11 protein-coding genes and 1 riboswitch are annotated in these 13,919 nt (G+C 43.0%); of the genes, 6 read left to right on the plus strand and 5 right to left on the minus strand.

The window, feature by feature from the left end; genetic code table 11:
• Positions 1 to 100: 100 nt before the first annotated feature.
• Positions 101 to 1,483, minus strand: a complete 1,383-nt coding sequence (gene fumC / locus ACQKFG_RS03190) for a class II fumarate hydratase (RefSeq protein ID WP_427556140.1) — start codon at positions 1,481 to 1,483, stop codon at positions 101 to 103.
• Positions 1,484 to 1,807: 324 nt separating this feature from the next.
• Positions 1,808 to 1,921, plus strand: a riboswitch (SAM riboswitch).
• Positions 1,922 to 2,007: 86 nt separating this feature from the next.
• On the opposite strand from fumC, the gene ACQKFG_RS03195 reads away from it, so the two are divergent.
• A complete protein-coding gene (locus ACQKFG_RS03195) occupies positions 2,008 to 3,120 on the plus strand; it encodes a methionine biosynthesis PLP-dependent protein (RefSeq protein WP_260284525.1) in 1,113 nt (370 codons plus the stop codon).
• Positions 3,117 to 4,298, plus strand: a complete 1,182-nt coding sequence (gene metC, locus ACQKFG_RS03200) for a cystathionine beta-lyase (protein ID WP_427556143.1) — start codon at positions 3,117 to 3,119, stop codon at positions 4,296 to 4,298. The genes ACQKFG_RS03195 and metC overlap by 4 nt, the downstream gene beginning before the upstream one ends.
• A 112-nt stretch (positions 4,299 to 4,410) precedes the next feature.
• Here the strand turns inward: metC and ACQKFG_RS03205 are convergent, their stop codons facing one another.
• The 3 genes from ACQKFG_RS03205 to ACQKFG_RS03215 form a co-directional block, all read right to left on the minus strand.
• The gene (locus ACQKFG_RS03205; protein WP_061461980.1) at positions 4,411 to 4,659 is read right to left on the minus strand and encodes a type B 50S ribosomal protein L31; all 249 of its coding nucleotides are present in this window, start codon (positions 4,657 to 4,659) and stop codon (positions 4,411 to 4,413) included.
• Between the two features lie 132 nt (positions 4,660 to 4,791).
• Positions 4,792 to 6,810: an ABC transporter ATP-binding protein gene (locus tag ACQKFG_RS03210; protein WP_427556147.1), complete on the minus strand. Its 2,019-nt coding sequence runs from the start codon at positions 6,808 to 6,810 to the stop codon at positions 4,792 to 4,794.
• On the minus strand, positions 6,807 to 8,558 hold the full coding sequence (locus ACQKFG_RS03215) for an ABC transporter ATP-binding protein (protein ID WP_192203601.1): 1,752 nt from the start codon (positions 8,556 to 8,558) through the stop codon (positions 6,807 to 6,809). The genes ACQKFG_RS03210 and ACQKFG_RS03215 overlap by 4 nt, the downstream gene beginning before the upstream one ends.
• A 510-nt stretch (positions 8,559 to 9,068) precedes the next feature.
• On the opposite strand from ACQKFG_RS03215, the gene ACQKFG_RS03220 reads away from it, so the two are divergent.
• From ACQKFG_RS03220 to ACQKFG_RS03235, 4 genes are all read left to right on the plus strand, one after another.
• Positions 9,069 to 9,236: a hypothetical protein gene (locus tag ACQKFG_RS03220; RefSeq protein ID WP_427556151.1), complete on the plus strand. Its 168-nt coding sequence runs from the start codon at positions 9,069 to 9,071 to the stop codon at positions 9,234 to 9,236.
• Positions 9,237 to 9,347: 111 nt separating this feature from the next.
• Entirely contained in the window at positions 9,348 to 10,439 is a 1,092-nt protein-coding gene (locus ACQKFG_RS03225) for a DUF2515 family protein (RefSeq protein WP_427556154.1), read from the plus strand.
• A gap of 74 nt (positions 10,440 to 10,513) precedes the next feature.
• On the plus strand, positions 10,514 to 10,867 hold the full coding sequence (locus tag ACQKFG_RS03230) for a hypothetical protein (RefSeq protein WP_349729057.1): 354 nt from the start codon (positions 10,514 to 10,516) through the stop codon (positions 10,865 to 10,867).
• Between the two features lie 360 nt (positions 10,868 to 11,227).
• Positions 11,228 to 13,342 (plus strand): peptidoglycan D,D-transpeptidase FtsI family protein, encoded by a 2,115-nt coding sequence (locus ACQKFG_RS03235; RefSeq protein ID WP_427556157.1) that lies wholly within the window; start codon positions 11,228 to 11,230, stop codon positions 13,340 to 13,342.
• A gap of 51 nt (positions 13,343 to 13,393) precedes the next feature.
• On the opposite strand, the gene ACQKFG_RS03240 is transcribed toward ACQKFG_RS03235, so the two are convergent.
• On the minus strand, positions 13,394 to 13,861 hold the full coding sequence (locus ACQKFG_RS03240) for a CBS domain-containing protein (protein WP_192203595.1): 468 nt from the start codon (positions 13,859 to 13,861) through the stop codon (positions 13,394 to 13,396).
• Between the last annotated feature and the right edge of the window lie 58 nt (positions 13,862 to 13,919).

Consider the following 13,919-nt stretch of genomic DNA (forward strand, 5'->3'; position numbering starts at 1 on the left):
CTCCTGTTCACGATACCTATGATCTCAGTATTTGTTCATTCCATTATTTTAACCCATGGAAACACCCTCCCTAATACCAAGGGAGGGCACTTCCATTCAATTATTTATTAACCATGTTAGCAGGATCGACCCATGCTTTGAATTCATCTTCCGTCAGGAACTCCAATTTCAACGCAGCTTCTTTCAATGTTGAGTTGTCCTTGAATGCAGTTTTGGCGATTTTGGCTGCTTTTTCATAACCGATATGCGGGTTCAATGCTGTTACCAACATAAGGGAGCGTTCTACATTTTCTTTGATTTTCTCCTCATTTGCAGTGATGCCCACCGCACAATTATCGTTGAATGAATGAATGCCTTCCGTCAATAATTTTACCGTTTGCAGGAAGTTATAGATGATGACAGGCTTGAATACATTCAATTCAAAATTACCTTGGCTTGCTGCAAAGCCAATTGTAGCATCGTTACCCACGATTTGAGTTGCAATCATGGTAAGCGCTTCACTTTGTGTTGGATTGACTTTACCTGGCATGATGGAGCTGCCTGGCTCGTTTTCCGGAATGGCTATTTCGCCGATTCCGCTTCTTGGCCCACTTGCCAGCCATCTGACATCGTTCGCAATTTTCATTAAATCCGCTGCCAATGCTTTTAAAGCACCGTGTGCGTAGACGATTTCGTTATGGCTTGTCAATGCATGGAACTTATTATCAGATGTGACAAAAGGATATCCAGTATCAGCTGCAATTTGTTTGGCGGAAAGTCCCGGGAATTCTTCTTTTGTATTGATTCCGGTTCCTACAGCCGTTCCTCCTAGTGCAAGGTTCAATAATTTTTGGCTGCTTTCCTCAATCATCGCTAGATCTTTGTCGAGCATCGCTTTCCAACCGGAAATCTCTTGTCCCAATGTTAATGGTGTAGCATCTTGAAGATGTGTCCGGCCAATTTTCACGACATCCCAAAATTCTTTTTCTTTTGTATCGAATGTATCACGAAGAGCTTTAATGGCAGGAACCAATTTTTCAGCGACTTCCATAAAGGCAGCAATATGCATGGCTGTCGGGAAAGTATCATTGGAGCTCTGTGCCTTGTTAACATCATCATTCGGATGAAGGGTTTCCGATTCACCATTTTCTTTTAACCATTCATTTCCTTTGTTAGCGACCACTTCATTCACGTTCATATTACTTTGCGTACCACTTCCCGTTTGCCAAACTACAAGCGGGAAATGCTCATCTAGCGTTCCTTCAAGGATTTCGCCGCAAATCTTGACGATGGCATTCTTTTTAACTTCCGAAAGATCACCAAGATCATAGTTCACCTTTGCCGCAGCTTGTTTAACGTATGCAAATGCACGAACTAATTCAATCGGCATTTTTTCGTTACCGATTTTGAAATTGTTACGGCTTCTCTCGGTTTGTGCTCCCCAATATTTATCAGCAGGAACTTTCACTTCACCCATCGTATCTCGTTCGATTCTGTATTCCATGTGTTCTCCTCCTATGTTTGCACTATTCATTGAGACTTTTTGCATATGAAATGAATAATGTCGAATTATTCTTTCTCTCCATACATTGTACAAACTTTATTATTTTAAAGCAAAAATATCCGCTGACCTTTCACTTTTTCCGAAAATCCCATGCCCCTTCGTGTTTATATGAAGATTCGGATATTTTTTTTATAGATACATAAAGTGTTGAGGCACTAGGCACCAATTAACCTGGTCATGAACATCCAAGCATTATCCATCCCAAAATGTCCTTGACAGTATTTTGTATATATAGTAAATTCAAAAGAAATTGAATAATCTAAACTCTTATCGAGAGAGGTAGAGGGAATGGCCCGATGACACCTCAGCAACCTTCATTTGTTTCAAACCAATGAAAAGGTGCTAATTCCACAAGTTTGTGAACTTGGAAGATAAGAAGAATGACTCGTCCTTACTTAATCAAAGTCTTCTTCTTAAAGAAGACTTTTTTTTATTTTATATAACTCAAAGGAGCAGTGAAAACCATGTACAAAACTGAAACATATCTTGCTCAATTAGGAAACCGCAGCGAAACGGCGACAGGAACAGTCAATCCGCCAGTATACTTTTCAACAGCTTTTCGCCATGAAGGAATTGGCCAATCGACGGGATTCGACTACACAAGGACAGGTAATCCTACACGCCAATTATTGGAGCGTTCCATCGCCGATCTGGAAAAAGGCGACCAAGGTTATGCCTGCAGTTCAGGAATGGCCGCCATTTCCACTATCCTTGCCCTTTTTAAATCAGGTGATGCCTGGATTGTCAGCGAAGATCTTTATGGTGGTACATATCGTCTGTTAGAACAAGGTTTTAAAAAATGGGGATTGCAGTGTGACTATGTAAACACTTGTTGTTTGGAGGATATAGAAAAAGCCATCACTCCTCACACGAAAGCCATCTTCATCGAAACTCCCACTAACCCTCTTATGCAGCAAACGGACATTAGCGCTGTTGCCGCATTGGCCAAACAATATAATTTATTATTAATCGTTGATAATACTTTTTACACGCCTCTTATCCAACAACCCATCCTGCTTGGAGCGGATATCGTGATTCACAGTGCAACCAAGTATCTCGGTGGTCATAATGATGTGCTCGCCGGACTGATCGTTGCTAGCGGCGCTGAATTATGTGATGCATTAGCCTTCCATCATAATGGTACCGGAGCTGTCTTGAGCCCCTTTGATTCTTGGCTGTTGATGCGTGGAATGAAAACCTTGGCATTGCGGATGGAGCGTCATGAAAAGAATGCCAAAATACTTGTAGATTACTTGTCGGAACATGATTGTGTCACGGACGTATTGTATCCCGGCAAAGGCGGCATGATTTCATTCCGTATCATTGATGAATCGGCGGTCAACCCCTTTTTACAATCGCTCTCATTAATTTCCTTTGCAGAAAGCCTTGGAGGGGTTGAAAGCTTTATCACCTATCCTGCCACACAAACGCATGCCGATATACCGCTTGAAGTCAGAACGGCAAATGGAGTTTGTAATCGCCTGCTCCGCTTCTCCGTTGGCATCGAGGATAGCGATGATTTGATTCAGGACTTGCAGCAAGCATTCGCACATGTAAAAAGGGAGGCGCTACGATGACAGGTCATGATTTTAGCTTTGAAACGAAATTACTTCATAATCAGCATAAATTCGATCCGGCAACGGGCGGTGTGAGCGTCCCCATTCAGCATGCATCGACTTTCCATCAATCCGATATCGATCAATTTGGCAAATATGATTACAGCAGAAGCGGGAACCCGACTCGCGAAGCACTTGAAGACATCATTGCCGAACTTGAGGAAGGCACTCACGGCTTTGCTTTTTCATCAGGTATGGCTGCCATTTCAACAGCCTTCCTGCTATTGTCTGCCGGGGATCATATCGTCATTTCCGAAGATGTGTACGGCGGAACGTTCAGGATGGTCACAAGCGTATTGACCCGTTTCAATATTGAGCATACCTTCGTTGACATGACGGATCTTGAAAGTGTCAAAGCCGCCGTTCAGCCAAATACCAGGGCCATATATATCGAAACGCCTTCAAATCCGTTACTTAAAGTGACCGATATTCAAGCCGTATGTGATATCGCAAAAAAAGCTGGTGCCTTAAGTTTTGTTGATAACACATTCTTGACCCCGGCTTTGCAAAAACCGTTGAATCTGGGCGCTGATGTTGTCCTTCATAGCGCGACGAAGTTTTTATCCGGACATAGTGATGTGGTAGCTGGGCTTGCGGTAGTGAAAGATCCGGAATTGGCCGCAAGACTCGGCTCGCTCCAAAACTCCTTTGGAGCGGTCCTTGGTGTCCAGGATGCCTGGCTTGTAATGAGAGGTTTGAAAACCTTATCAGTTAGAATGGAACATTCACAAAAAGGGGCAGAAAAGATTGCAGCCTACTTAAAGGAACAGCCATTGGTGAAAAAAGTGTATTATCCCGGCCTTTCCGATCATCCACAGCACACCATCCAGAAGGGCCAGTCACTTGGAGCGGGGGCGGTCCTATCCTTTGAATTGGAAAGTGAGGAGGTCTTCCGTTCTTTCGTGAACACTGTCGAGCTCCCTGTTTTTGCCGTAAGCCTTGGAGCGGTCGAATCTATATTATCTTACCCAGCCAAAATGTCCCATGCTGCCATGCCTGATGATGAAAGGGAAAAGCGAGGCATCACGAACAGCTTGCTCCGCCTCTCTGTCGGGCTTGAAAATCCGGACGATTTAATAAAGGACTTCGAAGCAGCCCTCGTTAATATTGCCAAAGGGGAAGCAATTGCTGCAAAATGATTTCAGGATGGGTGCCTCATGATTATGGGCACCCTTTTCCTTAGCTTCATTATTAACTCTTTTTCAAACCCAGTCATAAAAAAAGACCATCGATTTTCCGATGGCCTGACTCTCATTTCTTCATATTATATTTATCCAGGAAGCGATCCACCCGTCCGCCTTTTTCAGCAAACTTCTGCTTTCCGGTATAAAAAGGGTGCGTATCTGAACTGATTTCCACTTTTAATAATGGATACGTTTGGCCGTCTTCCCACTCGATCGTTTCATTTGACGTTTTCGTGGAGCCCGTCAAAAATTTATACCCACTGTTGGTATCCATGAATACCACTTGTCGATAATCTGGATGAATTTCTTGTTTCACTATAATCACCTCATCGTCTGTATAGGTGTATCTTAAACGTAATGGTTACTATTATCAACATTTTTGCTTGAGGGTGCCGATTACGACAACCTCATTATAGTTTGGTCTTGATTATCCATCCTTATTCTGTGTTCAGCCAGCCATGCCTTTATGCGGACCAGCCTGCAGTTCATACATTTGATAATACTTCCCTTTTAACTCCATTAATTCTTCATGTGTACCTTGCTCAGCAATCCGCCCTTTATCCAGTACAAGAATTTGGTCGGCATTTTTTATCGTGGAAAGTCGATGGGCAATGATGAAGGTCGTTCTCCCTTTTTTCAGCACTTCCATTCCCTCCTGGATAATTGCCTCGGTTTCAGTATCGATGCTTGCTGTCGCTTCATCCAAAATCAATATCGCCGGATTGAATGCAAGAGCACGTGCAAAAGAGATTAGCTGCCGCTGTCCGGAAGACAATGTTCCCCCTTTTTCGATAACAGGTTCATCCAACCCTAAAGGAAGATGCTTCAGCACTTTGTCCCCCCCTACATCTCTTAATGACTTTTCAACCATTTCCCTTGTGATGCCTTTATGATTCAGACTGATATTGGAAGCGATGGTGCCAGTAAATAAATAGGGATCCTGAAGGACGATTCCCATATGCTCCCTAAGTGTCTGATGGGGGATATCCAATATATTCGTGCCATCGATTTTGATTTGACCTTCACTACTGTCATAAAAACGGAACAATAAATTCATTATGGAACTTTTTCCTGACCCAGTATGGCCAACTAATGCGACCGTTTCCCCTTGTTTAGCGGAGAAGGAAATGTCCCTTAACACATATTCATTATCCTTATAACCAAAAGAAACATTTTCGAATTGCACATTTCCTTTGTATCTGGACATGCTTTCATCACTGACTGCCAATCCCTGCTCATCCAATAAACTGAATGCCCGCTCCCCTGCAACAAGTGCCTGTTCAAGGTTAGCGAACTGATTGACGATTCCGTGAAGCGGATGAAGCAGGCGGCTGATCAAATCAACAATTGCATACATCATCCCTAAAGAAATGGCTGAACTCGCTGTAAGGGAAATCCCGCCGAAATACCAGACGAATGCCATTAGCGCCAAAACCTTAATGACCCCGATCAAGTTTCCACCCGTCAACGAATTCAAATGGAGCATTTTATTTTGATAGGAATAATGCTCCCGGTTCAGATTCTCAAAAGATTGCTTTGTCTCCTTTTCACGTCCAAATGCCTGGATGATGCTCATTCCAGAAATGGATTCATTGATCATCCCATTAATATCGCTGACCCGTTCCCGAATGATGTGATTATATTTCGAGGCGAATTTGCGGTATACAATCGTCCAGATAACGATGATCGGAATAAGTAAAAGTCCAATGGTACCGACTCGTGGATCCAGAATATACAAAGCAATCAGAACCCCGAAGATATTAATCGTACTCGAGAAGAAGTTGGCGAGCACGGTTACATATAATTCCCGAATCGCTTCCGTATCATTTGTGACCCTGGCTACAACTTTACCCGCTGGCATATTATCGAAATAACGTATCGGCAGACGGGAAATATGAGTGAAAATATCATTTCGCATCTTCTGTATGATTCGGTTCGCCGCTTTCTGTAAATAAAAACTTTGCCCATATTGAAAAATGGAGGAAAGGATGACAAGACTAAAATAAAAAGCCACAAGCTTAATGATCCGCGGGATTTCCGGTTGGTAAAACCGCAGCACTTCCTGACTCGTCAATTTCACAGCTTGCGCATGTTGCTCTTTCCCATCTTTCTTGATGATCAACGATTGGTTCTCCAAGGTTCTGCGCCCCTCGATAGGGACAGCTTCATTTACGAAGACAAATTGATTGCCCACCTGCAGAATATGGACTTCCCTGCCTTTCTTCTCACCTTTTGCAAAGTAATCAGCCCGTTTATACCAATTTCCATCATACTTGACAGCATCTTTTCCTTTACCCGCTTCATACCAGGTAGATTCAATGCCAAGTATATGTGAATCGATGATTCTCTTGGCAATGAAAGGACCCGTTAAATCCGCCGCTACCGAAAGTGCCAGCATGATCAGGGCGCCAATGATCAATTTTTTATAAAGGGCAGCATAATTAAAAAGTCTCTTTACGACCTTCATGACTTCACCTCCGTCCCTTCGTCAACCTGCTGTCGTTCATATTGTTCTCTATACCAGCCATCCTTTTGCAGTAAATCCGCATGAGTCCCCTCTTCGATGATCTCTCCGTTGTCCATCACGATAATTCTGTCCGCGTGCTGAACGGCTGATAAGCGATGGGTTGTGATGATCGTCGTTTTCCCTGCACGTTCATTTTGGATATTTTCGATGATTGTCGTTTCCGTTTTTGCATCTACAGCGGATAAGGAATCATCCAATATAAGGATTTCCGGATTTTTGATCAGTGCCCTGGCAATCGAGATCCTCTGCTTCTGCCCTCCAGATAGGGCGACACCCTTCTCACCGACGAGTGTCTCAAGACGGTTGGGCAGCATCATTAAGTCCTTCTCAAAATCCGCAAGCCGGATAGCATCATCCAGTTCCTCTTCCGTTGCATCCATTTTACCGAACAAGATGTTTTCCCTAACAGATTTCGAGAATAAAAAATGATCCTGTGGAACGTACCCGATCCACTTACGAATATCTTCAAGGTTCAGTTGCTCCAACGGCATGCCTGCAAAAGCGATTTCACCTGTTCCTAAAGGATATTCCCGCAGCAATTGCTTCACGAATGTCGTTTTTCCACTTCCCGTTTTCCCCACTATCCCCAATGTTTGACCACGCTCAAGCTGAACGGAAATATTGGATAGATTCACAACCGTTGAGGAAGGGTATGTAAAATGCACTGAATTGAATTGGATATTTCCAGGTTTTTGAATACTCTTCAGACCCAATGAATCTTTCACATCCGCTTCATATGAAAGGGTATCCTGAACACGATCTAGCGAAGCATTACCCCTTTGCATGACATTGATCAGTTCACCCACCGCTATCATCGGCCAGATTAACATGCCTAAATACACATTGAACGAAACAAGTCCGCCAAGTGTTATGGCCTGCTGAAACACAAGATAAGCCCCGTAGCCCAACCCGATTAAATAACTGATGCCGATGATAATGCTGATTGTCGGATCAAAGAGGGCGTCGATTCTTGCCACGGCTATATTTTTACGATATACATCCTCCGTCATTTCATCAAATCGCTTTTCATCTTCCCGTTCCTGGACATAGGCCCGGATAACACGGACACCTGAAATGGATTCCAGGACCTTGTCATTTAAAGTACCAAAGGCTGCTTGTGCATCCGTAAAACGTTTGTAAATTTTCTTCACGTAAATTTGCATCATCACTGCCATGATCGGAAGTGGCAGCACCGCCGCAATCGTCAACTGCCAGCTGATCGTAGCTCCCATCATGACCACTACTGTAATGGTGAACAGCACCGCGTCAACGAGCGTCAATATCCCGAAACCAGCTGTGAGGGATATTGCCTTTAAATCATTGGTTGCCCTTGCCATTAAATCCCCTGTACGGTTTTTTTCATAAAAACTCGGCGTCATTTTCAGCAAATGGCCCATAAATCCGGACCTTAGCTTTCGTTCGACCAAGTTTCCGCCGCCGAATAACAGAAAACTCCATAAGTAACCAAATAGGTAACTGCCGATCAGTACCATGAGCAAATAAATAACGTATTTCATGACCCCTTCCTGTGTCATGCTGCCATTGTTCATATCATCGATGGCATTCCCGACAAGTTTTGGCGGGATAACCTCCAAGATATTCACTAGACATAGAAATAAAATCGCCAAGGTGTAACGCTGCCACTGTTCTTTAAAGAACCAGGACAGCTTTTTAAAAATCGCAAACATGAATTCCCCTCCCTTTTGGTCAAATCTTTCACTCGCTAACCGCTTTCTGGATCTCCAGGCTGCAACAAAATTTCCAATGTCTTTCGTCTCATTTTAAAATTCCTCCTATCTTTTATATAGAAAGGGTGCAGATGCACCTGTATTCCAAATGCCAAAAAGCCCCCGCCAATTAGCGGAAGCTTTTTTAGATGCGTTATAACACATATAAAAGCGCAGGCCGCGAAAATTCCACAACCTGCACTTTAAAATAATCAATGAACACGTCGGATCCCTTGTCTAGAAAGACAAGGTCCCAGGGCAGGCGGACGTATGATATTCGATTATGACATCACTGTGCTTAACTGATTTAGTCATGACGTTCGCCTCCTTTTTCATTAATTAATGGAAATTTTTAACTTGTGTTTAAAGATTACTACGTTTGCATATTTTTGTCAATTGCGACTTTTCTAGATTATTGCTGGATAATCCTTTATTCTTATAAGAATGACGTAACCTAAGGAGGTTCAGCATATGCAATGGAGAAAATATATACTCCTGGCGGTTCCCTTTTTATTATCAGCCATTTTCATCTTATTTGCCGTACCGGTCCAATATAGATTTTTAACCTTCATTCCTGTGTTTCTTTTCTGGATAGTCTATTATATTTTATTGTACCTGGAAAAGAAGAAGAAAAGATGACATCACCTTGGGGGCGTTGCAAATGCAACGCCCCTTTCTTGACGGCTCTGCATATAATGGTCGAAAAACATTCGTGGTGATTGTATGCTCTCCCAATATTTGCAGAAGCTGATGGGCAAACAACCTGTCAAAACAAAACCCATCATCGATGCCAAAAGATATGACACGCTAAAATCCCTTTTACACAAAGAGCTCTTTCAGCCTTTTGATGAGTCAAAAGCTTTTTTTCCTGAGGAAACCGCCCTTATAAAAAGCATTCGAACCGAGACGGCTGCCTTGAACCGGAACAATATCACAAGAACACAAGCATATCTTGCCTTTTACAATCGTAACCCAGAGGTCCATTGGGCCTTTTTAGCACATATGGTTTCGAGGAATGGAGGATACCATATGACTGACTTGAAAAGTTCAGCCATGACCCACCTCCTTGACCGAGCGGAACGGCAGAAATTTTTCCTGTTCCTTGAGCGCGCCAATTCAGCCATATTTGCAGATGCCTTCCCCCAGCTTCTTCTATATGAACATTCTAAACAAAAAGAACTTCCGCTAAGAAGGTATTTACCGGTATTCCGCATTTCAAGATTCATGGCCCCGATTTGGGAATCTTTCATTGAAGAGCCCCATTCATCCCTTTTGACAACGGCCCTTATCATTAATGAACAAAGAATGCTTCAGGAAAGGATCTTAAAACGCACCCGTCATGGTGAAATCCTCCGCAGGCTTGATTTTCAGCTGCAGGAATACTTAGGCTTCATGAAAGTGATCTTTCCTTATGCAAACAAGCAAAATGGACTTCATTCCTTGACAGGCCTTACCGTCGAACGCTTTGCCGACCCGAAACAGCGGATTGAAACGGGGAAATCATTATATGAGCTTCTTTTTCAGCATCCGGTGGTTTTTCGCGGTGTTGGCCAATTTACAAAAGAGATTCCCCACACGGGTTCCAGAGAGGATTACTGGGCAAGCATATATACCTCTGATGCATCCACGTCAAAAAATGATAAAGTTTACAGCCCCACTCTTCATGATGCATGGGAAGATCAACTATTCTTTCCTCCCCATTCCTTTGATTGGTTCACGAATGAAAGCTTCATAGAAGATTTACGAAGCACACCGATCATTAAAAAGGCGGATCTGACCAACGAGGTGCTCGAAAATGTCAATCATCTCAAAACACTTAACGGAATGAAAGCCATTTTCTAGCATCAAGCCTCTTACTTTGAATATCCCATCCCCCATTTGGCAAGAATGGTTAGCAAAAAGAATGGGTGAAGCAAATGAGAGGCATTGTACTATTGAATCCACATTACAAAATCGGGGATTTACATACGGATGAAAGCTTTGCAATCCAAAAGATCGTGACGGACAAGTATATGGAAGGGAAGAATATTTCCCCGGTCATACTCAATCCGTATCAAATTCACCCTTATTACACAATCCCGCATGAGCTTCTATTCAATTTACAAAGTAAAAAAACGGGTCAAATCGATTGCCTGGTGCTTCACTCCCTAGAAACGATCGAACGATTCAACTATATTTACCCTGAAAAATGGCTTGAGCTATGCGGATATTTCAAAGAGATTATCAGCGTCACGACTCAAGCTCCCGTTAGGAAATATGAAGCAAATTAAGGCTTATCATGGTACTTAAGTCATTGTGAATGGATTCCAAAGATTAAAGTCATTCATTGTTCATTCATTCACTTTGTGAGCTCCCCTTTTTCACAGAAGCGCCTCATATGTACATCTCTCCTCATGATGGTCACTTTGCCGCTTCGCCCTCTCTTTATCTATTAATACCACTTCGGACTCATTGGCCTTTATAGCAATTTTCCTAATTATAAGATTACTAGGAATTATATAACTTCAAAACATTCTTTTGGAAATATAGATAAATTTACGGATAAAGCATAGAAAAATAAGTTAATTTTATATATCATTGGAGATAGGAATTTTCTTATTTTTTACTTTTACTAGAAAGGAATGTTACTGATGGCCAAAGAAAAAAAGAAAAAAACCCCAATTCCTTTCCGGCTGAACTTCATGTTCTTTTTAATATTCATTTTATTTTCAAGCTTAATAATCCGGCTTGGCATCGTCCAAATCGTGTATGGGGATGATTACCTCCGGGAAGTGGACCGAACGGAAAACGATGTGGCCAATACCCCCGTTCCCCGTGGCAAGATGTATGACCGCAACTTGAATCCGGTCGTTGATAATGAGCCGCGTAATGCCATCACTTATACGAAATACCCGAATACGAAAACGACCGATATGGTGAAGACGGCAGAGGTCCTTGCTACCTTGATAGAAAAAGATACCAAAAAGGTGACCCTGCCGGATAAAAAGGATTTTTGGATTTTAAAACATCCGAAAGAAGCCGATGCCTTGATCACCAAGGCCGAGAAGAAGAAAGTAATCGAAAAGAAATTGGAGCAAAAAGATTTATACAAACTTCAAATGGAACGGGTGACCGAAGAGAATATCAAGGAATTCACCAAGGATGAATTGGAGGTGATCGCCATCTTCCGGGAATTCAATAGCGGCTATGCCCTCGCACCGTCAATCGTGAAGAATAAAGATGTCACCACTAAGGAATTCGCCAGGGTCAGCGAACATTTGGATGAAATGCCAGGCGTGGATGTTACGACGGATTGGGAAAGGACCTATAAGTATGACGAGACCCTCCGCTCGGTTCTTGGCAAGGTCTCTTCTTCCGAAGAAGGCATTCCCAGTGAAAATATCGACTATTATCTGGCACGAGACTATACCAGGAATGACCGGGTCGGAAAAAGTTATATCGAAAAGCAATATGAAGATGTCCTGCGCGGTCAAAAGACGCGGATTGAAAATGTGCTGAGCAAAGGGGAAGTCATCAATACGAATACCCTTACTGAAGGGCAGAGCGGAAAAGACTTGGTCCTGACAATTGATATGGAGCTGCAGCAACAGGTTGAAAAAATCATCGAGAACGAATTGCGCAAAACTAAGGCTAAGGGAAATACCTACTTATTGGATCGTGCCTTCGTCGTTTTAATGGACCCGAATACAGGCGAGGTACTCACGATGGCCGGCAGGCAATACGGCCGCAACAGTAAAACCGGATTGACCGAAATGAACGATTTTGCCCTTGGAAACATTACGACCTCCTATACGATGGGATCATCTGTTAAAGGAGCCACTGTCTACACAGGCTTTCAGACAGGAGCCATCGCACCAGGGTCAGCTTTTTTTGACAGGAAACTCCTTTTAGCAGGGGCTAATCCCAAAGGATCTTATAGTGATTTGGGCTATGTAACCGATGTCTCTGCGTTAAAGAAATCGTCGAATGTCTATATGTTCATGACGGCAATCAAAATTGCCGGCGGTCATTATATCCCTCACCGGCCGTTAGGAATCAACCGGGAAGCATATTCCATCATGCGGAATCATTATGCCCAATTCGGTTTAGGTGTCCGTACAGGCATCGACCTGCCAAATGAATCCGTAGGGTTTAAAGGCGTCGATATGTCAACAGACGGATTGCTGCTGGATTTATCGATTGGCCAGTATGATACATATACACCCATGCAATTGGCACAGTATGTTTCGACGATTGCGAACGGCGGAAAAAGGCTTGAGCCCCATATGGTCAGGGAAATCAGGAATCCATCCAACGAACACAATGAATTGGGCAGCGTCTTTAAAACAATGAGTCCCAAAGTGTTAAACGATTTAGGCGGGAAAGACGTTTGGTTGCAGCGTGTCCAGGAAGGATTCAGGCAGGTTGCCCAGGAGCCAGGCGGGACGGCCTATAAATATTTCGGCGGGAAGTCTTACCGTGCGGCAGCAAAAACGGGTACTGCCGAGGCCTTTTACGACGGACCGCGGAGGAATCAATATAGCGCGCCAGTCCCGACTATCAATTTGACGCTTGTAGGTTATGCACCTCACAATAATCCGGAAGTGGCATTTTCCGTTGTCGTGCCATGGGTGTATCAAGGCAAGCCCTCTGATGATATAAACAAAAGGATCGGGAGGGACGTAACGGACGCCTACTTTAAATTGAAGGAAAAAAGAGCAAAAGGTGAATCTGATGCAGATAAAGCATTAGAAAGCACTCAATGATAATTACAAAAAAAGGCCCGCTCGATTACGAGCGGGCCTTTTTTTAATCCCTTATTCAAGATTTTGAACGAATTCCTTATATAGTGCCCTTAGTGCATCTCCCCTGCTGATGATGCCGACGACTTTATCATTTTTGTCCACGACAGGGATTTTCTTGAAATGATGCTTGGAAAGGACCTTTATCAATTCATCTAACGGATCTTCGGGGGATAGCTTTGTAATCCTTTTATTTTTAATGATTCGTGCAACTTTATCATTCATTTTGGATGTAACCTTTTCATCCAATTCTTCACCGGGAAGAACCGTAATATAGGTGAAATACCCCATGATGGCTTCCTCAGCTGGTGTCAAATAACGAAGGATATCCCCGTCCGTCACCATTCCCAATAGCTTATCATGTTCATCCACGACCGGTACCCCGCCCACTTTATTTTCGATTAAGATTCGCAGAATTTCCTTTAATGTAAAATCAGGACGGGCTACATAGACTTCCCTTATCATGAAATCCTTGACTAACATATTACCACCCCTTTTTTATGTTTGTACGTTCTATATTCATCTCTCTCCTCTATTAATA

This window comes from Peribacillus sp. NPDC076916 (assembly GCF_050269675.1).
In the GTDB taxonomy this organism is placed as follows: domain Bacteria; phylum Bacillota; class Bacilli; order Bacillales; family DSM-1321; genus Peribacillus; species Peribacillus aracenensis.